At 63.6% G+C, this 23,626-nt stretch carries 28 protein-coding genes; 16 read left to right on the top strand and 12 right to left on the bottom strand.

Annotation, left to right across the window (positions count from 1 at the left end):
- Positions 1-85 precede the first annotated feature (85 nt).
- The gene (locus HBA99_RS15770) at positions 86-691 is read left to right on the top strand and encodes a GNAT family N-acetyltransferase (protein ID WP_070952672.1); all 606 of its coding nucleotides are present in this window, start codon (positions 86-88) and stop codon (positions 689-691) included.
- Here HBA99_RS15770 and HBA99_RS15765 read toward each other — a convergent pair.
- From HBA99_RS15765 to HBA99_RS15755, 3 genes are read right to left on the bottom strand one after another with little or no spacing between them, the layout of a single operon-like run.
- Positions 688-1,446: an enoyl-CoA hydratase gene (locus HBA99_RS15765; protein ID WP_070952673.1), complete on the bottom strand. Its 759-nt coding sequence runs from the start codon at positions 1,444-1,446 to the stop codon at positions 688-690. The two genes, HBA99_RS15770 and HBA99_RS15765, sit on opposite strands and share 4 nt — an antisense overlap.
- Positions 1,443-2,597: an acyl-CoA dehydrogenase family protein gene (locus HBA99_RS15760; protein ID WP_070952674.1), complete on the bottom strand. Its 1,155-nt coding sequence runs from the start codon at positions 2,595-2,597 to the stop codon at positions 1,443-1,445. Before HBA99_RS15760 ends, HBA99_RS15765 begins: the two co-directional genes overlap by 4 nt.
- Complete coding sequence (locus tag HBA99_RS15755; RefSeq protein ID WP_044103981.1) at positions 2,548-3,756, bottom strand: acyl-CoA dehydrogenase family protein; 1,209 nt, start codon at positions 3,754-3,756, stop codon at positions 2,548-2,550. Before HBA99_RS15755 ends, HBA99_RS15760 begins: the two co-directional genes overlap by 50 nt.
- An 81-nt stretch (positions 3,757-3,837) precedes the next feature.
- Here HBA99_RS15755 and HBA99_RS15750 point away from each other — a divergent pair, with 81 nt between their 5' ends.
- Positions 3,838-4,107 carry a DUF2277 domain-containing protein gene (locus HBA99_RS15750; protein ID WP_057966148.1) on the top strand — a complete coding sequence of 90 codons (270 nt, stop codon included), beginning with the start codon at positions 3,838-3,840 and terminating at the stop codon, positions 4,105-4,107.
- An 11-nt stretch (positions 4,108-4,118) separates the two neighbouring features.
- Here HBA99_RS15750 and HBA99_RS15745 read toward each other — a convergent pair whose 3' ends face one another.
- Positions 4,119-4,742: a DUF3558 family protein gene (locus HBA99_RS15745; protein ID WP_070952675.1), complete on the bottom strand. Its 624-nt coding sequence runs from the start codon at positions 4,740-4,742 to the stop codon at positions 4,119-4,121.
- Positions 4,743-4,861: 119 nt separating this feature from the next.
- Here HBA99_RS15745 and HBA99_RS15740 point away from each other — a divergent pair, with 119 nt between their 5' ends.
- From HBA99_RS15740 to truB, 4 genes are read left to right on the top strand one after another with little or no spacing between them, the layout of a single operon-like run.
- Positions 4,862-5,338, top strand: a complete 477-nt coding sequence (locus tag HBA99_RS15740) for a carboxymuconolactone decarboxylase family protein (protein ID WP_070952676.1) — start codon at positions 4,862-4,864, stop codon at positions 5,336-5,338.
- A 13-nt stretch (positions 5,339-5,351) separates the two neighbouring features.
- A complete protein-coding gene (locus tag HBA99_RS15735) occupies positions 5,352-6,305 on the top strand; it encodes a metallophosphoesterase family protein (protein WP_070952677.1) in 954 nt (317 codons plus the stop codon).
- Positions 6,306-6,309: 4 nt separating this feature from the next.
- Positions 6,310-6,951: a 4'-phosphopantetheinyl transferase PptT gene (gene pptT / locus HBA99_RS15730; protein WP_176138330.1), complete on the top strand. Its 642-nt coding sequence runs from the start codon at positions 6,310-6,312 to the stop codon at positions 6,949-6,951.
- On the top strand, positions 6,948-7,844 hold the full coding sequence (truB, locus tag HBA99_RS15725) for a tRNA pseudouridine(55) synthase TruB (protein WP_081347767.1): 897 nt from the start codon (positions 6,948-6,950) through the stop codon (positions 7,842-7,844). Before pptT ends, truB begins: the two co-directional genes overlap by 4 nt.
- A 3-nt stretch (positions 7,845-7,847) precedes the next feature.
- Here truB and HBA99_RS15720 read toward each other — a convergent pair whose 3' ends face one another.
- From HBA99_RS15720 to mntR, 6 genes are all read right to left on the bottom strand, one after another.
- On the bottom strand, positions 7,848-8,579 hold the full coding sequence (locus HBA99_RS15720) for a hypothetical protein (protein WP_070952679.1): 732 nt from the start codon (positions 8,577-8,579) through the stop codon (positions 7,848-7,850).
- A complete protein-coding gene (locus HBA99_RS15715; protein ID WP_070952680.1) occupies positions 8,576-9,868 on the bottom strand; it encodes a polymorphic toxin type 37 domain-containing protein in 1,293 nt (430 codons plus the stop codon). The genes HBA99_RS15720 and HBA99_RS15715 overlap by 4 nt, the downstream gene beginning before the upstream one ends.
- 1 nt (position 9,869) lies before the next feature.
- Entirely contained in the window at positions 9,870-10,181 is a 312-nt protein-coding gene (locus HBA99_RS15710; RefSeq protein ID WP_070952681.1) for a WXG100 family type VII secretion target, read from the bottom strand.
- A gap of 4 nt (positions 10,182-10,185) precedes the next feature.
- The gene (locus HBA99_RS15705; RefSeq protein WP_070952682.1) at positions 10,186-10,503 is read right to left on the bottom strand and encodes a WXG100 family type VII secretion target; all 318 of its coding nucleotides are present in this window, start codon (positions 10,501-10,503) and stop codon (positions 10,186-10,188) included.
- A 104-nt stretch (positions 10,504-10,607) separates the two neighbouring features.
- Complete coding sequence (locus HBA99_RS15700) at positions 10,608-11,180, bottom strand: DUF4262 domain-containing protein (protein WP_070952683.1); 573 nt, start codon at positions 11,178-11,180, stop codon at positions 10,608-10,610.
- Position 11,181: 1 nt separating this feature from the next.
- Positions 11,182-11,904 carry a manganese-binding transcriptional regulator MntR gene (gene mntR / locus HBA99_RS15695; RefSeq protein WP_070952684.1) on the bottom strand — a complete coding sequence of 241 codons (723 nt, stop codon included), beginning with the start codon at positions 11,902-11,904 and terminating at the stop codon, positions 11,182-11,184.
- 77 nt (positions 11,905-11,981) lie between these two features.
- Here mntR and HBA99_RS15690 point away from each other — a divergent pair, with 77 nt between their 5' ends.
- The 3 genes from HBA99_RS15690 (at position 11,982) to lppU (ending at position 13,834) form a co-directional block, all read left to right on the top strand.
- The gene (locus tag HBA99_RS15690; protein ID WP_070952685.1) at positions 11,982-12,944 is read left to right on the top strand and encodes a bifunctional riboflavin kinase/FAD synthetase; all 963 of its coding nucleotides are present in this window, start codon (positions 11,982-11,984) and stop codon (positions 12,942-12,944) included.
- A gap of 93 nt (positions 12,945-13,037) precedes the next feature.
- The gene (gene rpsO, locus HBA99_RS15685; protein ID WP_030093922.1) at positions 13,038-13,307 is read left to right on the top strand and encodes a 30S ribosomal protein S15; all 270 of its coding nucleotides are present in this window, start codon (positions 13,038-13,040) and stop codon (positions 13,305-13,307) included.
- A gap of 17 nt (positions 13,308-13,324) precedes the next feature.
- The gene (lppU, locus tag HBA99_RS15680) at positions 13,325-13,834 is read left to right on the top strand and encodes an LppU family putative lipoprotein (RefSeq protein ID WP_070952732.1); all 510 of its coding nucleotides are present in this window, start codon (positions 13,325-13,327) and stop codon (positions 13,832-13,834) included.
- Between the two features lie 48 nt (positions 13,835-13,882).
- Here lppU and HBA99_RS25010 read toward each other — a convergent pair whose 3' ends face one another.
- Positions 13,883-14,062, bottom strand: coding sequence for a hypothetical protein (locus tag HBA99_RS25010; protein WP_078311024.1), 180 nt, complete (start codon positions 14,060-14,062; stop codon positions 13,883-13,885).
- Positions 14,063-14,120: 58 nt separating this feature from the next.
- Between HBA99_RS25010 and HBA99_RS15675 the strand changes: the two genes are divergently transcribed.
- The 7 genes from HBA99_RS15675 to HBA99_RS15645 all read left to right on the top strand — a co-directional run bounded on the left by HBA99_RS15675 (position 14,121) and on the right by HBA99_RS15645 (position 22,400).
- Entirely contained in the window at positions 14,121-16,388 is a 2,268-nt protein-coding gene (locus HBA99_RS15675) for a polyribonucleotide nucleotidyltransferase (protein ID WP_070952686.1), read from the top strand.
- A complete protein-coding gene (locus HBA99_RS15670; protein WP_165615263.1) occupies positions 16,372-17,685 on the top strand; it encodes a M16 family metallopeptidase in 1,314 nt (437 codons plus the stop codon). Before HBA99_RS15675 ends, HBA99_RS15670 begins: the two co-directional genes overlap by 17 nt.
- Positions 17,686-17,714: 29 nt before the next feature.
- Positions 17,715-18,488 (top strand): copper chaperone, encoded by a 774-nt coding sequence (locus tag HBA99_RS15665; protein ID WP_081346086.1) that lies wholly within the window; start codon positions 17,715-17,717, stop codon positions 18,486-18,488.
- A gap of 9 nt (positions 18,489-18,497) precedes the next feature.
- A complete protein-coding gene (locus HBA99_RS15660; RefSeq protein WP_057966677.1) occupies positions 18,498-19,313 on the top strand; it encodes an SDR family oxidoreductase in 816 nt (271 codons plus the stop codon).
- Between the two features lie 132 nt (positions 19,314-19,445).
- The gene (locus tag HBA99_RS15655) at positions 19,446-20,966 is read left to right on the top strand and encodes a flavin-containing monooxygenase (RefSeq protein WP_057966695.1); all 1,521 of its coding nucleotides are present in this window, start codon (positions 19,446-19,448) and stop codon (positions 20,964-20,966) included.
- Positions 20,963-21,988 (top strand): hypothetical protein, encoded by a 1,026-nt coding sequence (locus HBA99_RS15650; RefSeq protein WP_030093915.1) that lies wholly within the window; start codon positions 20,963-20,965, stop codon positions 21,986-21,988. The genes HBA99_RS15655 and HBA99_RS15650 overlap by 4 nt, the downstream gene beginning before the upstream one ends.
- 40 nt (positions 21,989-22,028) lie before the next feature.
- Complete coding sequence (locus tag HBA99_RS15645; protein WP_070931269.1) at positions 22,029-22,400, top strand: VOC family protein; 372 nt, start codon at positions 22,029-22,031, stop codon at positions 22,398-22,400.
- A gap of 14 nt (positions 22,401-22,414) precedes the next feature.
- Here the strand turns inward: HBA99_RS15645 and ald are convergent, their stop codons facing one another.
- Complete coding sequence (gene ald / locus HBA99_RS15640; protein ID WP_030093913.1) at positions 22,415-23,530, bottom strand: alanine dehydrogenase; 1,116 nt, start codon at positions 23,528-23,530, stop codon at positions 22,415-22,417.
- Positions 23,531-23,626 lie beyond the last annotated feature (96 nt).

Raw genomic sequence — 23,626 nt, 5'->3', positions numbered from 1 at the left:
GGTTGAAAGATCGCCTCGATGGATGCTCCTAGAATATAGGCTTACCTAAGCTAGGGCCATCGATCGAACGGAGCCACTCGGGCCGATGAACAGTCCCACCGGTTATCGAATCGGGCGAGAGATCACCGATGTGGCTGCTGAGGTCGTCGATGCGGGCCCTCCGCCGTTGCCCTCGTTTGAGGGCACCCGTTACGGGTTGCGCCCCGTTGACCCGGAAGGCACGGATCCGGACATGCTCAGCGAGTGGTTTGCTCGACCTCACCTGGTCGAAACCTGGGAACAATCCTGGTCGGCTGAGCAATGGCGGGAGGATGCCTCATACCGGCTGGCTGGACACTACTCCCTGCCCTGCATCTTGTCGGTGGACGGAATCGAGATCGGGTACGTCGAGCTGTACCGCGCTGCTCGCGATGAGATCGCGCGGATCTACGGCGCGCACGCGCATGATGTCGGCCTCCACGTAGCGACCGCAGACACCCGGTATCTGGGTCGAGGTGTTGTGTCGGAGTGGATGCGGCTGCTGCCCTCGGCGGTGCACCACGCTGATGTCGACTGCCGCCGGATGATGATCGAGCCGTCGGTGTCGAATGTGCCGATGCGGAAGGCGCTGTACAGACTCGGTTGGACGCTCCTGGGTGAGTTCGATATTCGGCCGGACCGTCGGATTGCCCTGTACCGCTTGGACCGCTAGGAGTTCTGGCTACGCCCGCGCGCCATGATCGCGGCGCGACGTTCCTCGACACCCTCGGCGATGGAATTCTGCTCGATCCACCGATGCGCGTCGTCCAGGGCCACCTGCAGGCCGTTGCCGACAAGCTCGGACTCGATGCGCCGGTAGGAGGCCAGGAGCTCACGTACCGCGGGCTGGTTGTTCCCGGAGATGGTCGCCGCGAGCCGCTTGGCCGCCGGCAGCAGGTCCTCGTGGGCAACCACCTCGGTGACCAGGCCGGCTCGTAACGCGTCCTCGGCCGAGAGGTAGTCGCCGGTGAGGCTCATGCGCCGCGCCAGGCCACGTCCGACCGACAGCGGCAGCAGCGTGGTCAGCCCCCAGGTGGGCAGGATGCCAACGCGCGCATGGGTATCGGCGAAACGAGCCTTTTCGGAGGCGATCAGGATGTCGCAGGCCAACGCCAGCTCCAGGCCGCCGGTGACGGCGGCGCCGTTGATGGCACCGATGACCGGCTTGGACAGCTCCGGCCACCACGGGTCCAGGGTGTCGGCCCGATCGCCGCTGCCCAACTCCTTGAGGTCGACACCTGCGCAGAACACCGGGTCGGCGGCGGTCAGGATCATCACGTCGACGTTGTCGTCGGCGTCGGCAGCGGTGACGGCCTTGACGATCTCGTCGCCGAGCGCCTTGCTCAGCGCATTGCGGGCCTGCGGACGGTTGAGCGTGATGGTGCAGATCCGGTCTTCGGTCTGCGTCAAGAGAATTTGTTCGGTCATGCGTCGATAACCTCCTTGGCGATACGTTCGGCGTGGACGGCGCGGCCTCCGAAGAGTGCCGAATTGCTGACGGCCCGTTTGTAATACAGGTGGGCCGGGTGTTCCCAGGTAAATCCGATGCCGCCATGGCTCTGAATGGCCTTGGCGGTTACCTCTACCGCTCCCGCGGACGCTACCTGCTGGGCGATGCTCGTGGCCAGCGCAGGGTCGTCAAGGCTTGGGTCGTCATGTGACCATGCCGCATGATAGGCGGCGCCACGCACATTCCCGGCGGCCGCGGCCATGTCGGCAAGGCGGTGCTTGACGGCCTGGAACGACCCGATGATCCGTCCGAACTGAATTCGGGACTTGGCGTATTCGGTTGTCACGTCCAGCATGTGGGCGGCGATACCGGCCTGTTCGGCCGCCAGCGCGGTGGCGGCAACGTCCAGCGCGTGCGATACGGCCGAGGCGCCGTTCCCGGCTTCGCCGATCACCCGTGCGGGAGTCGAGTCGAAGTGGATGTTGGCCTGGCGCCGGGTCAGATCCAGGGTGGCCAGGGCATGCCGATCAACGCTCGGCGCGTTCCCGTCGACCGCGAAAAGGGTTGGGCCCGAGTCGGTATCGGCCAGCACCAGAATCACGTCCGCGGTGGCGCCGTCTGGAACGTGCTCGGCGTCACCGGTGAGCTTCCATCCGTCGTCGTCGGATTCAGCGGACACTGTGATGGCGTCGGCGAGCCGGGTTCGCCCTCCGGCCAGCGTGATCGTCTTGGCGCCGGAGGCCAATGCGGGTACCCATTCGGTAAGGGCGTCGCCGTCGCCGCTGGCCACCAGCGCGGCGGCGCCGAGTGCTGCGCTCGATATCCACGGTAGACACGCCAGCGCTCGTCCCAATTCCTCTGCGACGATGGCTAATTCGATTACGCCCAGGCCTCCGCCGCCATATTCTTCGGGCAGGCTCAGTCCCACGACACCCAGCTCGGACCCGAGGGCGTGCCAGGCCTCCAGGTCGGTGGTTCCGGCATCGGCGATCTGGCGTACATGCTCGGGTGTCCAGACCCGTTCGCACCAACTACGCACCAGCGAACGCAGGTCGCCGTGCTCTTCGGTGAACTCGAATTCAGCCACGGGGCACCTCTTTCCATGCTTTGTCGGTGTCGACCCGGATATCGCCCGGTAACCCGAGAACGCGCTCCCCGATGATGTTGCGCATCACGTCGGAGGTGCCGCCCTCGATGGTGTTGGCTTTGGACCGCAGGAAGGCCCACATGGTGTCGGCGCGGCGGTCATCCTCGACGACGCGCCGCATGTCGTAAGAGGCGTACAGAGTCGCCTCGATGCCTAGCAGTTCGACACAGAAGTCGTAGATCTGCTGGTTGAGCTCCGCGCCCATCAGCTTGCCGATCGACCCCTCCGGACCCATGGGCGCATCGCCCTGGGCGGCGATCCTCATCTGGGTGCCATAGCGGTTTCCCTCTGAGCGCACGAACAGGTTGGTCAGCTTGGCCCGCAGCTCGGGGGTGTGTAGGTCGGGGCGTTGCTTCCACAGATTCAGTGCGTTGCCGATGGATCCGCCGGCGCGACCGTGGTCGAACGCCCCGCCCAGCGCGCTGCGCTCGTTCATCAGCGTTGTCATCGAGACTCGCCAGCCGTCGCCCTCGTTGCCCAGCCGATGTGCATCCGGGATGCGAACATCGGTGAGGTACACCTCGTTGAACTCGGCATCTCCGGTCATTTGGCGCAGCGGACGGACCTCGACGCCCGGATCGGTCATATCGACTACGAAATAGGTCAGGCCGCGGTGCTTGGGCACGTCGGGATTGCTGCGAGCCACCAACAGTGCCCAGCGTGCCTGATGGGCGCCAGAGGTCCACACCTTCTGGCCGTTGATGACCCATTCGTCGCCGTCTCGTATCGCGCGGGTGGCCAGGCCCGCGAGGTCGGAACCGGCCCCGGGCTCACTGAACAGCTGACACCAGAGCTCCTCACCGGTGAACAGCGGGCGCAGAATCCGCTGGGTCAGCTCGGGTTGCCCGTGCGCGAGCACCGTGGGTGCCGCCATGCCGTAGCCGATCACGTTGATAAACAACGGGTCTGGCATGCCCGCCGCGCGCAGGATGGTGTCGGAAACGGACTGGAGCGCAGGAGGCGCGTCGAGGCCGCCGAGGCCGACCGGGAACTGAACCCAGGCCAGGCCCGCGTCATAGACGGCGCCCAGCAGCTCGGTAACAGGGGTGGAAGCGGGGGGATGGCTGGCGAGAACCTCGTGCGCGGCGGCCGCGATGCGTTCGCGTAGCGCGCTAGACGGCTCCGATGACGTCACTGGCATGACTTACGTATACACGCGCATGTGAACTAACCGGTGGGTGGGGCATGGCGTCATCGGAATTGTCTTTCTACTGTCGTAGGTATGTGCAGGAACATCACCGAACTACGCGGGTTGGAACCTGCTGCGACCGACCAGGAGATCGAGGCGGCGGCGCGGCAGTACATCCGCAAGATCAGCGGGATTCAGAAGACCTCCGATGCCAACCGGGAAGCGTTCGAGCATGCGGTGGCGGAGGTGACGGCCACGACGATGCGGCTGCTCGCCGTGCTGCCTGCGCGGCGTCAGCCACCCAAGACGGTGCCCCCGTTGCGGCGACCCGAGGTACAGGCACGCATCGCGGCGCGCGGCTGACCGATCTGATCTCAGAACTTGTAGGCGGGCGCGAGAATGTTTGCGACCCGGCGATTTTCCACGAGGCAACCGGGGCCGTCGGGGGAGTACTTCTGCGATGCGTAGTACAGCGACTGCTGGACCACGCCATAGCTGGTCTTGAAGGTGATCATGCAGGACACCCACCACTGGTTGTTCCAGTCTGTGGGTTTCATGATGTTGTACTCGGCGGCGCGGTGACCCTGAATGGTTGTCTCCACGCCGTCGGCCGGCAGTGAGTCCTCATACGTGCGCCACACGACCGCCTCGACGGCCAATTGATAGTTGTTGCGCGAGTCGTACCGGCAGCGCAGCCCCTCTTCGGGCGCGGGTGGCGTCTGGTCAAGGCCCGCGGCAGCGATGACCGAGCTGGGGATCTCGTAACAGGGATCAAAGGGGCGCGGATCGGTGACCGGGACAACCGGCCATTTGATCGTGGTGGTAGCGGCCCCCGTGCTCGCGGGTCCGGTCATCGGTGCCGTAGAGAACCGCAGCTGGAAGGGTGCGCTGGTGGTGTGCTCTGACGGTGCGGTACGCCAGACCACGAAGCCGCCCAGCGTCAGCGCCATCAGGGCAACGCAGAATCCAGCTCGGACTACGCCTGCCCTTCGGGCCATGCGAATCCACCTCAATCTGATCAGCCGCGGTGCGCCGAAGTCTAGCCGCGTGCCTCGCTGTCTCATACGGAACACCGAAAACACTAGAACACGTTCTAGTCCCGGAGTATCGTGACGCCATGGCACGAATTGGGAACTACGCGGACGACGATGTGGCCGGCTGGCTGATGGGTGCACCCGAGATGGCGCCCGGGTTTGCCGGATTTTCGGACGCGGTATACAACCGCAGCAGGCTTCCGATCGGGGTGCGCGAGCTCGCACGTATGACCGTGGCCTTCGCGAATGAATGCTCCGTCTGTCAGAACACCCGCTTCGTTCAGAGCGGGGAGCTGGACGGCGACTTCTATGCGGACGCCGAGCAGTGGCGTACCTCGCCGCGGTACAGCGAGGCCGAACGGACCGCCGCCGAGTTCGCGCACCGTTTCGCGACGGATCACGTCGGGCTGCGTGAGGACGACGAATTCTGGGAGCGGGCGCGCCAGCATTTCGACGATGGGCTGTTGACCGACCTGGCACTGTCCTGCGCGTTCTGGGTGGGAAGCGGGCGTGCGCTCCGGGTTCTCGACGTGGGACAGAGTTGCAAGATAAACCTGTAGGTACATTGGCCGGATGACGCAGGAACGGGAGCCCAGGCTCTGGGCGATCAGCGACCTGCATGTTGGGCAGTCGGCCAACAAGTCCGTTCTCGAAGAACTTCATCCGGCCTCGCCCGAGGATTGGTTGATCGTCGCCGGTGACATCGCCGAGCGCACTGATGACATCCGGGCGGCGCTGGATCTGTTGCGGCGCAGGTTCGCCAAGGTGATCTGGGTGCCGGGGAATCATGAGTTATGGACGACGGCGCGCGATCCCATGCAGATTTTCGGGCAGTCCCGCTACGACTATCTGGTCAACATGTGCGACGAGATGGGCATCGTCACGCCCGAGCATCCGTATCCGGTGTGGATAGAACAAGGTGGTCCCGCGACCATCGTGCCGATATTCGTGTTGTACGACTACACATTTCTGCCGGAGGGGGCAAACACCAAGGCGGAGGGTCTGAAGATCGCCCGCGACCGCAACGTCGTGGCAACCGATGAGTTCCTGCTTTCCAGTGAACCTTTCGCGACACGTGATGCCTGGTGCCGGGATCGGTTGCGGTATACGAAGAAGCGGCTGGACGATCTGGACTGGATGACGCCGACGGTCCTGGTGAACCATTTCCCGCTGGTGCGGGAACCTTGCGATGCGTTGTTCTATCCCGAATTCTCGCTCTGGTGTGGGACCACCGAAACCGCGGACTGGCACACCCGCTACAACGCGGTGTGCTCGGTGTATGGCCATCTGCACATTCCGCGGACCACCTGGTATGACGAGGTGCGCTTCGAGGAGGTGTCGGTTGGCTATCCGCGGGAATGGGCGCAGCGCAAACCGTATTCATGGCTTCGGCAGATCCTTCCCGTCCCGCACTATCCGGCCGGCTATCTCAACGAGTTCGGAGGTCATTTCGAGATCACCGAGCAGATGAGGGTGGCGGCCAAGCGATTCCGTGAACGGCTTGCCAAGGAGCGTGCCAGTGAGTGACCAGTTGATCGCCTCGGTGGTTCCCGATGTGCTGTCCTCGGCCGAACTGTATGAGGATCCGCCCGGGTTGGCGCCGCTGCCCGAAGAGGAACCGCTGATCGCCAAATCGGTGGCCAAACGGCGCAATGAGTTCATCACCGTCCGGCACTGCGCGCGGCAGGCCCTGTCTGTGCTCGGCGTTCCCGAAGTCCCGATCCTCAAGGGGGACAAGGGGCAGCCGTTGTGGCCCAACGGGGTGGTGGGCAGCATGACGCACACGGAGGGATTCCGTGGCGCGGTGGTGGGACGTGCTGGGGAGGTGCGTTCGGTCGGGATCGACGCCGAACCGCACGACGTGCTGCCCAACGGTGTGCTCAAGTCGATTACTCTGCCGGTCGAGCGCGATGAGCTGGCGGCGTTGCCCGGTGGTACGCACTGGGACCGATTGCTGTTCTGCGCAAAGGAAACGACGTACAAGGCGTGGTTCCCGCTGACAACTCGCTGGCTTGGCTTTGAGGACGCTCACATCACCCTCGACCCCGATGGGACGTTCACCTCGCGAATCTTGATAGATGGCAAGGCCAATGACGGCAGTGTGTTGTCGGTGTTCGACGGGCGCTGGATCATTGACAAGGGTCTGATCTTGACCGCGATCGTGGTGCCGTGACCGATCCCTTGGGTCGCGCGGGCCTCGTGATTGTGGACAAGCCCGCCGGGATGACGAGCCATGACGTGGTATCTCGGTGCCGTAGGCTGTTTTCCACCCGCAAGGTGGGGCATGCGGGGACTCTCGATCCGATGGCCACGGGGGTGCTGGTGATCGGTATCGAACGTGCCACCAAGATCATGGGACTGCTGACGCTGACGACCAAGTCGTATGCGGCCACTATCCGTCTTGGGCAGAGCACCAGCACCGATGACGCCGAAGGCGAGGTGTTACACACGGTTTCGGCGTCCCGGGTGACCGATGAAGATATTGAGGCGGCTGTGGCCCCGCTGCGTGGGGATATCGAACAGGTGCCGTCCTCGGTGAGCGCGATCAAGGTCGACGGACAGCGTGCTTACAAGCTGGCGCGGGAGGGGCAGTCGGTTGAGCTGGCAGCCCGGCCGGTGACCATCTCGAGGTTCGACGTGCTGGCGGTGCGCCGGCCGGCGGATGGGTATGTCGATGTGGACGTGGAAGTTGATTGCTCCTCGGGCACGTACATCCGGGCGCTGGCCCGCGATGCGGGTGCCTCGCTGGGCGTGGGTGGCCATCTGACGGCATTGCGCCGCACCAGGGTTGGCGATTTCACATTGGAACGTGCGCGCACGCTCGAGGAGCTGGCCGAGGACGCGACGTTGACCCTGGATCTGGACACCGCGTGCCGGGAGGGGTTCCCCCGGCGTGATCTGGATGCGGCGGAGGTCGACTCGGTGCGCAATGGGCGCCCGTTGTCGGCTGCCGGTATCGAGGGCACCTACGCCGCGGTGGATTCCGGCAATCGGGTCATTGCGTTATTGGCAGACAAAGGCTCTCGGACCACGTCGGTCGTGGTCCTGCGCCCGGCGAATCTGTAGCGGTCAGTCGAAAACAGCCTTGTGCCACCACCATTTGGGGTCGCTGAACCATGGGCCGAACGCTCCTGCATTGAGCACTCGTAGTTCAGTCATGTCGATGTTGTATCGCTCGTAGAGCGCAGCGAGTTCAGACAACTCTGATTCGTCGCCGATGTTCACGTTCACGCTGATGTAGAGGGTGTCGCCGCGGCCCCGGTAGGAATCGACTTGGGGGTTCTTATCCAGCCATTCAAAGAAGGCAGCTTCATCGAGTTCGGAGTAGTAACGGACACCCGTAGCTTTGAGGACAGCATTGCCCTCTTTCATAAACTCGGTTACTTCGACTGGTGGCCACATGTTTGTATGAGTACCCGCGTTTCCTACCGCCCACTCGTGGCCGGCGTTGTCCGAAAACTCGTGCTTCTCACCTAGATGCGGACCTTCCTTCGCGGTTGAGTCGGTGCCGAACACTTCGTTGTGCCACCAACGGTCAGGGCTGCTGAACCAATAACTAAGCTGCCCTGTGTTTAGAACGCGCAGCTCTCTCGGGTCGATGCGATACCGCCGGTATAGCGCTGCAAGCTCATGTAGTGCGTCCTCGTCCAAGGTGTGGACGATTACCTTGATGTACAACGTGAATCGCTGCCCTTGGTACGAATCGACACTGGGGATCTTGTTAAGCCATTCGAAGAACGCGGCCTCGTCGAAGGACATCTGATACTGAACGCCCGTGGCTTCGAGCACAACATCATTCATCGTGTATGTCCTCCCGGGTAGGCATCCTTGACCTTCTTGCCGTTCTTGTCGATCACGTCCCAGTGCGGACCGCCGTGTGCGTCTCCAGGGCGAGCTGGCGAGCCCGGTCCAGTCGGTACCCAAACGTTCCCATCGGCATCCTCCCATCCGAAGCGGTTCTTGCCCCTCGCGCTGGGGTTTGGCACCCACCTGTCACCGGTTTTGGGGGGCACGAAGCCTTCTGCTGCGCCCGGCTGACCCGGCGCCTTCGCCCCAGTCTTGTCGAACGCATCACCCGGCGGCTTGTAGTTCGAGTAGACCGTTGTTTCGCCCGTAATCGTTGCAATCGACAACCCGATGATTGCCCCGAGCCCAGCCGCGGTGATTGACCCCGCGCTAAAGGTAATGCCGCCCAACGTCGTAAGGAACGGCCGGATGCATGCCGCGAGCGCTGATGCGCAGGCGTCTACCGCTGTGGCGGCGATCTCTGCGCCTCCTGCGGTCGCACGCCCGCGAGTGATGACGGCGATTGCGGCGATGGCGGCTATTCCAACACCGAGAGTGCTGGCGATCGCAAACTGCATATCTGAGCGCAGCTGATTGAGCGCCGCGTGGTGGGCGGTTGTCGAGGTCGCGAGATCGCTTGCGGCCAGCTTGATCCTGCCCGCACTTGTTGAGAGCGTCGTGAGGTGCTCGCTGAGGTTCGGGATATCCGGAGCATGAAAATTGCTCAATGCGCTAGCCGCGAGCCTCAGATCGGATTCGCCTCTGGAGATCGCGTCGTTATCGGCAAACGTCTTCCACGCCTTGGCCGCACGATCGAGCTTGTCTGTATCACCGTCCGGGATCTCGCCGCCCGCTACCTGGGCAACAACCTTCTTATACAGATCGGGCACATCCGACTCAAGACCCGGTCCGTTGTGTTTTGACGATGCCACACCGACGACAACATCTGCCCCATAAGGCAATTCGGACGGGATTGTCCGAGGGCAGGCCGGGCCCGTTCCCTTGTTGGGATCGCGATTCGCTCGCCAGTCGGCTATTGCCCAGTTATAGCCGGCCGCGATAAGAATGTCCCCCAAGCGTTGTAGCGCCCGGGAGTAATCAGTGGCCACCATCACGAGAGCGCCCGCACGTTCGTCATAACCGCTCGACCAAGCCTTGACGGCCTGATAGCCGCCGGCCATACCGCTGGTTTCCAGGGTCAGGACACGTGAAAGAGGTTTGAACGCGACTTGGACGTCGGTCGAGAGTTTGTAGCAGGTGTTGGCGGCCGCGTAGTACGCCGCTGATTCGACGACAACGGGCACATCAACCCCGCGTCATTCGAACATTGGCTTCTTGTGCCTCCGAGTAGGCGCCGTGCGCGGTTCGCGCGGCCTCTTCCATCTGGTTCAACCCTTCGACAAGCTCACGTGCCGCATCCATCCACTCCTTGTGGGCTTCGGCGTACGCGGCGGCAGCGGCACCGGTCCACTGCCCGCTTTGCACAAGTTTCTGTGCGCGGGACTCCAGCTGGTCGAGGTTCTCGGTGACAAACTCCTTGAAACCCCGAGCGCGCGACGTCACCTGCTCGATGTGGTCGAGATCGAAGGAGAACTCCGATTCCATGTGGGCGGCCATTCTGTCAGCCCGCCTGTGTCGAAGTGATGGATGACGCGGTCGAGGTCTCCTGCGCATGGAATGCCCCAGCATTTGAGTCCAGTGTAGAGGCGATATCAGTGAGTGCGTCCCACACTTTCGTTGCGCCGTCCTGCATTTCGTCCCATCCGGACCGGTAGGAGTCGGCGGCGGTGCCCTTCCAGACACCGAACAACGACTGGACCTCGTGATCCAGTGAACTCGACCCCGCTCTCATTTGGTCCGCAAGGCTCGCGGCGAACTTACTGAGCGCACTGACCTCGTCGATTACCACCTGCAACGGCGCATTGCCGGCTGACGTCATTACCTCGCCCTCCCTGGGTTCGATGCGGTTCTTTATGGGTCTGACGAGGCTGGTCGCGATTCGGTTCCATCCTTTTCGCGGATGTTCATGCTCACAAAAACAGATCAGTCGATCGGACGGATCCACCGGCTCGGCGGGTGCAACTCCCTGGGCATCCACATCAGCGGCTGCCGATCGGCGAAATGCGGATCGAACTCGGGATTCCCCGGGAATCGGCCCTCGCCATCGGGCCAGAGGACCTGCAGGTACCGCACGTGGTTGGTCCGGTTGAACCACAGTCCGAACCCGAATTCGTTGTGATACCAACTCGGATCGATGGGGGAGAGCTTCACCTGGTAGTCATCCACCTCGGGTAGGGCGAGGACATCCTCGAATGTCTCTCCGACTTGCAGAACTCGCCCTTCCTGAGCCTGTTTGGCAACCGCGTTGAGAGCGCGCTGCATCATCGTGATGTCGTTGACTCCGTAGATCGCCAGCTCGGGTAGCCGCATGGTGTGCCACAGCCCGACGGTGTAGGCGAACGGCGGGCTTTCCTCCGACGATGTGGGGCCGATTCCCAGTGCACTCCAACCGTATTCGGTGACACTGCCGATGATGTCACGATCGCTGTCGTTGTAGTCATGGCGATCGCCGTAGTCGACGCACAGTAGGCACTCACACGCCGCGTGGTCGGTCATTTCAGTCGAGTACGACCCAAATTGATTGCGCTGCGGGATTTCCCAGCTCTAGCTTCTTCTCGCCGCCGTCTGATCTGTCGCTATCAATCGACACCGAAATGGTTCCGGCGAAGTCCCGCCGCTCGTCGACCGTCACGCGGGCATCCAGTGCCACGCCGACGGTGTCGAAGTAGCGCAGCATCTCCGGATCTGAGTCGGAGATCCGGGCCACCACGCCGGTATCGCCGTTGGCGCAGTCCGACAGCTGGCGGGCCGGGGGAGTGGGCACCTGCCCGTCAGGGCCGGGAATCGGATCGCCATGGGGATCGCGCGTGGGGTGACCGAGCTTGGCGTCGATCTTGGCCAGCAGCAGATCGGAGACCGCGTGCTCGAGTACCTCGGCCTCGTCGTGCACCTCGTCCCAGCCGTAGCCGAGCTCGTTGACCAGATATGTCTCCAGCAGCCGGTGCCTGCGCACCATGAGTACGGCAGCTTTGCGGCCCTGGCTCGTCAGGGTCACGGCGCCGTACTTCTCGTGATCCACCAGACCTTGGTCGGCCAGCTTGCGGATCGATTCGGATGCGGTGCTCGCCGACACGCCCATGCGTTCGGCGAGCATCTTGGTGCTCACCTTCTCGCGGGACCACTCCTGGGCGGTCCAGATCACCTTGAGGTAGTCCTGGGCCACCGTCGTCAGGTCGATATCGGTGGATCCGGCGGGCCGGTCGGATCGAGTGGGGCTCACGGTGCTCAGCCTAACCAGGCAGCGACGGCGGAAAGCCAAGTCGGCCTTCCCGCATCTTCCGAAGTAGGCTTTAGGCCGTGCAACGCTGGCGCGGGCAAGACGAAATTCCGTCCGACTGGGGTCGGTGCGTCCTGACCATCGGCGTGTTCGACGGTGTACACCGCGGCCACGCGGAACTCATCGGGCGCGCGGTGAAGGCCGCACGCGAACTCAACCTCAAGAGCGTCCTGATGACGTTCGATCCGCACCCGATGGAAGTCGTGTTTCCCGGGACTCATCCGGCCCAGCTCACGACTCTGACCCGGCGTGCTGAGCTGGCAGAGGAACTGGGTGTCGACGTTTTCCTGGTGGTGCCCTTTACCCCCGAATTCATGAAGCTCTCGCCCGAGCGATACGTGCATGAGCTGCTGGTCGAGCGTCTGCACGTGGCCGAGGTGGTGGTCGGCGAGAACTTCACCTTCGGGAAGAAGGCCACCGGTAACGTCCACATGCTCAAGAAGGCGGGCGAGCGATTCGGTTTCAAGGTCGACGCCGTGTCGCTCGTGACCGAACACGCGGTCACGTTCTCCTCGACCTACATCCGGTCCTGTGTCGACGCCGGCGACATGGTGGCGGCCACCGAAGCCCTCGGCCGCCCCCACCGAGTGGAAGGCGTCGTGGTCCGTGGCGACGGGCGGGGCCGGGAACTGGGGTTCCCTACCGCCAACGTGGCGCCGCCGATGTTCGCCGCCATTCCCGCCGACGGCGTGTACGCGGCGTGGTTCACGTTGTTGGGGCATGGTCCCACCATGGGCACTGTGGTCCCCGGTGAGCGGTACCAGGCGGCGGTCTCGGTGGGCAGCAACCCAACGTTCTCCGGCAAGGCCCGCACCGTCGAGGCGTTCATCATGGACACTGCGGCAGACCTGTACGGCCAGCATGTGGCCGTCGATTTCGTGGCACGGGTGCGCAGCATGGAGAAGTTCGCTTCGGTGGATGAGCTCGTGGACGAAATGGGTCGCGATGCCCAGAAGGCCCGCACGATTTTGGCGCGAGGCTAACCCGCCGGTACACTTCAACACCGGTGTGAGCTGCAGTTCGCGGTGGCCCACCAGAAACATTCGACGCGAACCCCAGTGATGGAGAAGCTTGCCGTGGCATTGACTACCGAGCAGAAGAAAGAAATCCTCACCCAGTACGGGCTGCACGAGACCGACACCGGTTCTCCCGAGGCCCAGGTCGCGATGCTGACCAAGCGCATCGTCGATCTGACCGAGCACCTCAAGACTCACAAGCACGACCACCACAGCCGTCGTGGTCTGCTGCTGCTGGTCGGCCGTCGCCGCCGCCTGCTCAAGTACATCGCAAAGGTCGACGTCGCGCGCTACCGCTCGCTGATCGAGCGCCTGGGCCTGCGCCGCTGACTTTGGCTTCTCCTCGACTGGGTCGCTCTGGAACCTCAGGTGCGATATCCATCGCCCTTGTTGCTGTCGGTGCGGCCTTGCTGTCGGCGTGTTCGTCGATATCGGCCGCTACCGATGGCCTGGCCGTCGGCGACTGCGTCAACCTCAGCGGTTCCGATCAGCACGCCAAGATGGTCAGGGAGCCGTGTGGCAGTCCCAAGTCCAATTTCAAGGTCTTCGCCAAGACCGAGACGGATGCGGACTGTCCGCGTGATGCGGACTCGTCGTACTACGCCAAGCGCGGTTTCGGCCGCAAAAGCCAGGCCCTGTGTCTGGACATCGACTGGGTTGTCGGCAGCTGCATGAGCGTCCCCGACAAGTGGGACGGCGACCCCGTGCGTGTTGACTGCAATGACGGCAACGCTCAGAACAAGAAACGCGTCACCCAAGTTCTTCGGGATGTCTCGACGGCCGATGAGTGCATCACCGGACTTGGCTACCCCTATGTCGATCGCAACTTCACCGTGTGTGTGGAGGAACTGCCCTGATCAGGGTGCGTGGCCGCAAACGCCGCAGGTGATAGGGTGTGTGCGTTGTCATGCTGGTCCCGCCGGGTAACGGGCGGTCTTCGGTAGTGGCTGCCGGGTTCGGAGCTTGTGCTCTTCGCACAAGCGGATCATCGATCCCCGGCCGCTTCGATCGAACGGCCGTGGCCGATCACCTTCCGGGTCCACTTCGCGCTGGTACGTCCGCGCGCTGACCGCGTGATGGCACATATGCCCAATACAGCCACGTGCTGCCAACTGAGAACGTATGAGAGGTATTCCAGAACCCATGTCTGCTACAGAAATTGAAGAAGGCGTCTTCGAGTCCACCGCGACCATCGACAACGGCACCTTCGGCACCCGCACCATTCGCTTCGAGACCGGGCGGCTGGCCCAGCAGGCCGCCGGCTCCGTCGTCGCGTACCTGGATGACGAGACCATGCTGCTGTCGGCCACGACCGCCAGCAAGAGCCCCAAGGACCATTTCGACTTCTTCCCGCTGACCATTGACGTCGAGGAGCGGATGTACGCCGCGGGTCGCATCCCCGGCTCGTTCTTCCGCCGCGAGGGACGTCCGTCCACCGACGCCATCCTGACCTGTCGTCTCATCGACCGGCCGCTGCGCCCGACCTTCGTCAGCGGGCTGCGCAACGAAATTCAGGTCGTGGTGACGGTGCTGAGCCTGAACCCCGCCGACCTGTACGACGTACTGGCGATCAACGCCGCATCCGCGTCCACCCAGATCGCCGGACTGCCGTTCACCGGCCCCGTCGGCGGTGTCCGCGTGGCCCTGATCGAGGGCCAGTGGGTCGCGTTCCCGACTGTCGAGCAGCTGGAGACCGCCGTTTTCGACATGGTGGTCGCCGGTCGCAAGACGGCCGACGATGTCGCCATCATGATGGTCGAGGCCGAGGCCACCGATAACGTCATCGCGCTCATCGACGGTGGCGCCGGCGCGCCCACCGAGAGCGTGGTCGCCGAGGGCCTTGAGGCCGCCAAGCCGTTCATCGCCGCGCTGTGCACCGCGCAGCAGGAGCTGGCCGAGAAGGCCGCCAAGCCCGTCGGTGAGTACCCCTTGTTCCCCGACTACCAGGACGACGCTTTCGCCGCCGTCGCGGCGGTGGCCACCGAGCCGCTGTCGCAGGCCCTGTCCATCGCGGGCAAGGCCGAGCGCGACGAGAAGACCGACGAGGTCAAGGTCGAGGTTCTCGGCCGTCTGCAGGAGGGCTTCGACGGCCGCGAGAAGGAGATCGGCGCGGCATTCCGCTCGCTCACCAAGAAGCTCGTACGCCAGCGCATCTTGAAGGACCAGTTCCGCATCGACGGCCGCGGTGTCACCGATATTCGCGCCTTGTCGGCCGAGGTCGCCGTGATCCCGCGGGCGCACGGCAGCGCGCTGTTCGAGCGTGGCGAGACCCAGATCATGGGCGTCACCACCCTGGACATGGTCAAGATGGCTCAGCAGATCGACTCGCTGGGGCCGGAAACCTCGAAGCGCTACATGCATCACTACAACTTCCCGCCGTTCTCCACCGGTGAGACCGGACGTGTCGGCTCGCCGAAGCGTCGCGAGATCGGGCACGGCGCGCTCGCTGAGCGTGCGCTCATGCCGGTGCTGCCGAGCGTCGAGGAGTTCCCGTACGCCATCCGCCAGGTCTCGGAGGCGCTGAGCTCCAACGGATCCACCTCGATGGGTTCGGTCTGCGCCTCGACCCTGTCGCTGCTGAATGCCGGTGTGCCGCTGAAGGCCCCCGTTGCCGGTATCGCCATGGGCCTGGTGTCCGATGACATCGAGCTCGCCGATGGCACCACCGAGCGCCGTTTCGTCGCGCTCACCGACATCCTGGGTGCCGAAGATGCCTTCGGCGACATGGACTTCAAGGTCGCCGGCACCAAGGACTTCGTCACGGCTCTGCAGCTGGACACCAAGCTCGACGGCATCCCGTCGCAGGTGCTGGCCGCCGCGCTGTCGCAGGCTAAGGATGCCCGCGCCACCATTCTCGAGGTGATGGCCGAGGCCATCGACGCCCCCGACGAGATGAGCCCCTTCGCGCCGCGCATCACGACGATCAAGGTGCCGGTCGACAAGATCGGTGAGGTGATCGGGCCCAAGGGCAAGATGATCAACTCGATCACCGAGCAGACTGGTGCGAGCATCTCCATTGAGGATGATGGCACCGTGTTCGTGGGCGCCTCCAACGGCGAGGCGGCGCAGGCCGCGATCGACATGATCAACGCGATCGCCAACCCGCAGCTGCCCAAGATTGGTGAGCGTTTCCTCGGAACCGTGGTCAAGACAACCGATTTCGGTGCCTTCGTATCGCTGCTTCCGGGCCGCGACGGACTGGTGCACATCAGCAAGCTCGGTAAGGGCAAGCGGATCGCCAAGGTTGAGGACGTGGTCAAGGTCGGCGACAAGATTCAGGTCGAGATCGCCGATATCGACAACCGCGGCAAGATCTCGCTGGTTCCGGTCGGTGACGATGACGCCGCTGACGCTTCTGCCAGCAGTAACGGTGCGGCCGAGGCCAAGCCGGCAGATGCCGTCGCGGAGTAGCGTTCCCAACGCGGTACGCCGCACGGTCCTTCCTGGTGGTCTCCGAGTGGTCACCGAGGCGATGCCCTCGGTGCGCTCGGCGTCCGTCGGGGTGTGGGTCGACGTCGGGTCCCGCGATGAGGGGCGCAGCGTCGCCGGTGCGGCGCACTTCCTCGAACACCTGCTGTTCAAGTCCACGCCCACACGGTCGGCGGCCGATATCGCACAGTCGATTGACGCCGTCGGCGGTGAGCTGAACGCCTTCACCGCACGCGAACAGACGTGTTACTACGCGCATGTGCTGGACTCCGATCTGGAGCTGGCGATCGATCTGGTCGCCGACGTGGTGTTGCGCGGGCGATGCGCCAGTGAGGACGTCGAGGTCGAGCGCGACGTCGTCCTCGAAGAAATCGCGATGCGCGACGACGACCCTGAGGACCTGCTGGGGGAAGCCTTCCTGGGGGCCCTGTTCGGTGACCATCCGATAGGTCGCAGCGTGCTCGGCAGCTCGGAGTCGATATCGACGATGACGCGGGCACAGTTACATTCGTTTCACGTACGGAGGTATCGGCCCGAACGCATGGTGCTGGCAGTGGCCGGGAACGTCGAGCACGATCGCGTAGTGCGGTTGGCGCGCAAGTACTTCAAGTCGCATCTGGACTCATCGGTCACCACGGTGGCGCCGCGCAAGGGGACCGGCCGAGTTACGGCCACGCCGGGACTGGAATTGGTGTCGCGCGACGGTGAACAGGTGCATCTCTCGCTGGGTGTGCGCACCCCGGGCCGCGGCTGGCAATATCGCTGGGCGCTGTCGGTGCTCAACACCGCATTGGGTGGCGGGCTCAGTTCCCGCCTGTTCCAAGAGATTCGCGAGCAGCGTGGACTGGTGTACGCGGTCTATTCGACGGTGGACACCTTCTCCGATACCGGAGCGTTGTCGGTGTACGCGGGCTGCTCACCGGAGCGCTTCGACGAGGTGGCCAAGGTGACCTCGCAAGTACTGGGTTCGGTCGTCGAGGGCGGATTCACCGCGGCGGAGATCGAACGGGCCAAGGGTGCGCTTTCTGGCGGACTTGTTCTAGGGCTTGAGGATTCGGCGTCTCGTATGAACAGAATGGGCCGCAGCGAACTGAACAACGGTAAGCACCGCACGATTTCGGCGACCCTGGACAAGATCGAAGCGGTGACGGTCGACGAAGTCAATGGCATCGCCCGGCAGTTGCTCAGCGGCCGAGCCGGTGCGGCCGTAGTCGGTCCGTACCGATCCAAGCGGACGCTGCCGCGCGCACTGCGAACGATGATCGAATCCGCGAGCTAGGTGCGCGTCGGCAAGATATTCTCTTACTGATGGCCGCCAACGCGATCCAGCGCGTCAGAGAACTGGCGGCTGGCAGATACACCGGGATCGCGACCGCGATAATTCTGTTGTCGTGGTTGGGTTTCGCGTTCCTCCCGCAGCACGCCACCGCCCACAAGCAAGCGCCCATGGCCGAGCATATGCACGGCATGGATCACGCGAACATGGCGCCGATGGCCACGCCGGTGGTGCATCAGCCCGCGTTGTGGATTGCCATCGTCTCCTGGATTGTCATGACCATCGCGATGATGGGACCGGCCACACTTCCCGCGGTCCGGTACGTCGAGCAGAACGTGCCACGGGGCCGTTGGCGTGCGCTGATTCTCTATGCGGCGGTCTGGCTCGCAATGTGGACGGTGGTCGGGCTGATCATCACCCTGGCGCTCCTTGCCGCCGGCAACGTCAACCGGTGGTGGTTGCTCGCGGGGGTGCTCCTGCTGACGGCGATGTGGCAGCTCACTCCGATGAAGTGTCGGGCGCTCGGCGAATGCCACCGCTCGCTACCACTGCCCCCGGACGGCTGGCCGGCGGCCAAGGGCCTCATGCGATTCGGAGCAATCAGCGGGTGGGCGTGCATCCGTTCCTGCTGGGCGATGATGCTGACGATGGCCGTCGCGCCCTCGGCGCACCTGGCGTGGATGGTGGGATTGACCGCCGCGGTCACCTGGGAGCGATTCACCCGGTATCCGCGCCGAACGGCATGGCTTCTCGCGGGCCTGTTCGTCGTCGCGGCTGCTGCGGTCGGGGTTTTCGCCATCCAATAGGGTTCGGGCATGGACATCAACGGCAGCGTCGCCATCGTCACCGGAGCCGGTTCGGGAATTGGACAGGCCCTCGCCTGGGGTCTGGCGGATGACGGAGCCAGGGTCGTGGCGGCGGACATCGATGCCGATGCTGTGGCGGCCACTGCCGCAGCGCGGGCGGGCCGCATCATCGGACAGCGTGCAGATGCCAGCTCGAGCACCGATATCGAGGCCCTTATCGCCTTGGCGGAGAAGGAATTTGGCCCCGTCGATCTCTACGCGGCCAACGCAGGCATTGGCTGTGGGCTGGGACTGGATATCGGCGAGGCCGCTTGGGACCTCGCCTTCGATGTGAATCTGCGCGCACATATCCGGGCGGCAACCTTGCTGACGCCGAAATGGGTGGAGCGCGGGCGCGGCTATTTTGTGTCGGTCGCTTCTGCTGCCGGGCTGCTCACCCAGCTCGGTTCGCCGGCCTATTCGGTGACCAAGCACGCGGCCGTCGGTTTTGCTGAATGGCTGTCGATCACATATGGCGACAAGGGGATCGGGGTGAGCTGTCTATGCCCGATGGGGGTGAAGACCCCTTTGCTTGACGGTCTCACGCAATCCGATGATCCCGCGACCAAGGTGGCCGGTAGCTCGATCACGGCCGCCGGGGAGGTACTGCAACCCGAGGCCGTCGCGAGGATCACGCTGGATGCGGTACGTGCCGAGACCTTCCTGGTGCTACCGCACCCGCAGGTGCTCGACATGTACCGGCAGAAGGGCGCCGATTACGACCGGTGGATTGCCGGCATGCGTCGCTACCAGGGCGTACTCGAAGAGCAGGTCAAGTCCTCGTAGTCGGAGCACTCACATAAATGTGTGATGCAAATCACACGTTCATGATTTGTGTGACTAACTCAGCTCTTGTCGTATCGCACCCCCGACCTGCTAGCGTTGACGTAAGTTAGCAATTCGTCAACGAAGATGAGGGTGGTAACCGCGCACATGGCAGTCGATAACCCTGTTGACGTAGTGGTCATCGGAGCCGGCATGGCCGGACTGGGGATGGCCGCTCGATTGCGCCAGGCCCGGGTGGAAAGTCTGCTGGTTCTCGAGCAAGCGCCCGAGGTCGGCGGCTACTGGCGGCGCAACACGTTCGCTTCCGTCGCCGGTGATGAGTTGGCGGTGCAGCAGTCGTATGCGTTTTCGCCCAACACATCCGCCCGTTCGGTGTGGGCCACGCGTGACAATGTCCTGTCCTATCACCGTGACCTCATCGCGCGGCATAACCTCGAGCCGGTACTGCGACTGCGGCATCGGGTGACGGCGCTTGCGTACGAACCCGCGAAGGCCACCTGGCGGATCACGGTGGCGGGTAAGAAATCGATCTTCGCGCGACGCGTCATCGTGGCGGTTGGCGCTGGAACATCGCCGGTACCACCGCAACTCGACGGTATCGAGCAGTTCGACGGCCCCGTGCTCAGCACGGCGGACTGGGACCCGGACTTCGATTTCACCGGCCGTAATGTGGCGGTGATCGCGGCGGGCGCCAGCACCGTGCATGTGGTGCCCGAACTGGTCAAGAAGGCGGCACGGGTGCGGGTGTTTCAGCGCACTCCGGACTGGGTGCTGCCACGCTGGGGCGGAGAATCGTCGAGCACGGCCGGGCGGCTGCTTTCGCGTGCATCGGGATCCATTGCGGGACGGGTGGCCGGCCGTTCGCATGAGGCGCTGCGCCGGGGTTTGGTGTGGCGGGGAGTTGGCACCCGGTTCGTCGAGGCGGTGGCCGAGAATCACCTCAACCGCAATGTGAAGGATCCTTGGTTACGTCGCAACCTGCTTCCGGCCTATCGTGCGGGCAGCCGCCGGATTCTGTTCTCCGATGAGTTCTATTCGGCTCTGCAGCAAGACAATTGCAAGCTGGTTCCGTGGCCCGTCACCGGAGTGAGCGCCATTGGAGTGCGATCGGCCGATGCCATGACTCACAAGGCCGACTGTCTGGTCTTCGCGCTCGATACCCCCGAGGTGCTGATCGAAGCGCCGTTCTCCATCAAGGGGGTGGACGGCTCCACGCTGGACGAGCAATGGGGTTCCCAGCCGAAGGCCTTCCGCGGCGTGAACGTGCCCGGGTTCCCCAATCTGTTTCTGCTCACCGGTCCGGGTTCCGGTTCCAACGCGTTGGCGGGCCTGTCGCATATCGAGGCGCAAATCGATTATGTGACAGCGTCACTGGCTCTGGTTGATTCGTTGGCTTTCGTCTCCATCGAGGTGCGCCGAGAGCCCCTGGAGCGTGAGCAGGCGCGCGCGATACGGCGATTCGATCGAACCACCTGGCGCGATGGTGCGTTCCGCTGGTACAAGCCCACTGAAACTGTCGGTAGTGAGCTTTTCCCTGGTACGACAAGCGAATTCCGGCGTGCGCTGGCCGATCTGGATGCCGCCGACTACAAGATTCTTACCCAGCAGGAACTCATTTCCGCCCATTCGACGAAGTTAGGGGTAGCCCAATGACCGCAGTGCTCCCGGACGAGCTGACCAGAGAGAACACCAAGGACATCTCGAAGAACGACGAGTTCTTTGAGAATGTCCTGGTCAAGATCAAGGCCAGGCAGTGGACCCTGGCGGATTTCGACTGGGACAAGCCTGGGGCCGAGACCATCAACCCGGAGCAGTTCGACGACCTCAAGCAGTTCATGTCGGATCTGGTGTGGATCGAGCACATCGGTGGCCGGATGATGGGCACGCTGGGTATTACCGCGCCCAGCGACACGTTGCGGGAGATCTACAGCTACTTTCATGCCGAGGAGCAGCGGCACGCCAATGCCGAGATCGCGCTGATGCGCCGGTGGGGCATGCTCGAGGAGGGCGAAGTTCCGCCGCAGTCCGGCGATATCAAGGCCCTGTTGCAGGCGCTGCGCGGGTTCGACAACCTCGGTGACCGCCGACTGCCATTCGTCTACATGGCCACTGTCATCCCGTTCTTCGAGGTCGGGCTCGACGGCGCCGTCCTGAAATTCTTGTCCGGCGAGGTCGAGGATCCGCTGTTCCATGAGGTGTTCGCCAAGATCAACTCCGACGAATCACGGCATTTGGCAATTGGTTTCGCGGTGATGGACATGCTGGGCACCCGCAAGTTCTCCCGGATGCTGGTGGAGGATGTGGCGCCGCTGCTCAAGCCGGTGACGATCGTGCGCGCAGTTGGCTTGGCCAATCCTCACGTCATCCGCTTCGCGGGCTTTCTGACCCGTGTGGGTGACGCGATGCGAAACATGGGTATCGACACGATTCTGATTCAGCGTGCGTTCGATCGCTATGCCGAATCAGGCGGTCGTAAGAGCAGCAATGCCAGCCGGTTGCCTGTCTTCCGGGTGCTGCGTTACCCCATCGTCAACAGCACCTACTTCACCGACTTCGATCATCCTCTGCATAAGGTGGGTCGTGCGGTGAACAAGTTCAACGACAAAGTGCCGTACCGCAAGAAGATCAAGACACCGACGTGGACCAACGACCTCACCGCGGAGACCGCGGTGTAGGACGGACCCGACCGGCAGAGGAGGGGCTCTGAAGGACCAGATGAATCTGAAGTCCTTTGTTCCGGTCTTGTTCGTCCGCGACGTCTCTGCGAGTGCGGAGTACTTCGGAACGGCACTCGGATTCGCCGTCGACTTCCTGCACGGGACGCCGCCGTTCTATGGCGGTGTGTCGCGAGACCAGGTGTGCCTGCACCTACGTTTTGTTCGCCGACCGAACTTCGCCGAGCTTGCGGCCTCGGAACACTCCTTGATCCTGGGTGGGATCGAAGTGCCAGACGTCTGGCCACTCTTCGACGAATTCAGCAGCCGTGGTGCGCTGGTCGTCCAGGCCCCGGCCAAACAACCCTGGGGTGGAACGGATTTTCATGTCCGTGACCTGGACGGCGACGTTATCTCGTTTGTCAGCTACTAACAGGGCGAGCTGCGCTAGGCGAGGACCTCTGCGGGATCGGTGAAGGGCAGCTCGAGATCCTCGGCGACGTGGGCGTTGAGCAGGGCACCCTCGTGTGTCGAGAGCCCCTTGGCCAGTGCGGCATCCTGTCGGCAGGCCTGCTGCCAGCCCTTGTCCGCCAACGCCAAGACGTACGGCATGGTGGCGTTGGTCAAGGCGAAGGTGGATGTGCGGGGTACGGCGCCGGGCATGTTCGCCACGCAGTAGAACACGCTGTCATGCACGGAGTAGGTCGGCTCGTCGTGGGTGGTGGGCCGCGAGTCGGCGAAGCAACCGCCCTGGTCGATGGCGATGTCGACGAGTACCGAGCCGGGCTTCATCTGGGCTACAAGTGAATTCGACACGAGCTTGGGCGCCTTGGCGCCGGGGATGAGCACCGCGCCGATCACGAGGTCGGCCCGCTTGACGGCCCCCTCGAGGTCCATGGTGGACGAGTAGCGGGTCCGGATCGTGCCACCGAATTCGGCATCCAGCTCGCGCAGCTTGTTGAGGTTGACATCGAAAACCGTGACATGTGCGCCCATTCCGGCGGCAATCCGCGCGGCGTTGTACCCAGCGACACCTCCACCGATGACGACCACATCGGCGGGGCCGACGCCCGGAACGCCTCCCATCACCACGCCGCGGCCGCCTACCGGGGTCATCAGATGGTAGGCCCCGACCTGTGCGGAGAGCCGCCCCGCCACCTCACTCATCGGGGCCAACAGGGGGAGTGCGCCGTCGGCGGTCTGCACGGTCTCGTAGGCGATCGACGTGGTTTCGGACTTCAGCAGCGCCTCCGTGCAGGGCAGGGATGCGGCCAGGTGCAGGTAGGTGAAGAGAGTCTGGCCGCGACGCATCAGGGCGTACTCGGGCTCGATCGGTTCCTTGACCTTGAGGAGCAGATCGGCTTCGGCCCAGACCTGTTCGGCACCGTTGATAACCTGCGCGCCCGCGGCTTTGAAGTCCACATCGGATATCGAAGAGCCCTCACCCGCGCCGGCCTGGATGATCACCTCGTGGCCACGGCGGGTCAGCTCGGCCACACCGGCAGGGGTGGTGGCTACGCGGTACTCGTTGTTCTTGATCTCGGTAGGGATACCTACACGCATGATGCTTCTCCTGTTTCGGAACTAAGTCTCGTGTTCAAGTGTGAAGAAGCGTCGGGAAAGGCGCAATAATTATGTGGAAGATTCGGTATATTCCAT

Origin of the sequence: Mycobacteroides chelonae (genome assembly GCF_016767715.1) — a bacterium.
In the GTDB taxonomy this organism is placed as follows: Bacteria; Actinomycetota; Actinomycetes; order Mycobacteriales; family Mycobacteriaceae; genus Mycobacterium; species Mycobacterium gwanakae.
Note: the sequence above shows the minus strand (reverse complement) of the source record. Positions and strands in the feature narration are given on the sequence as shown.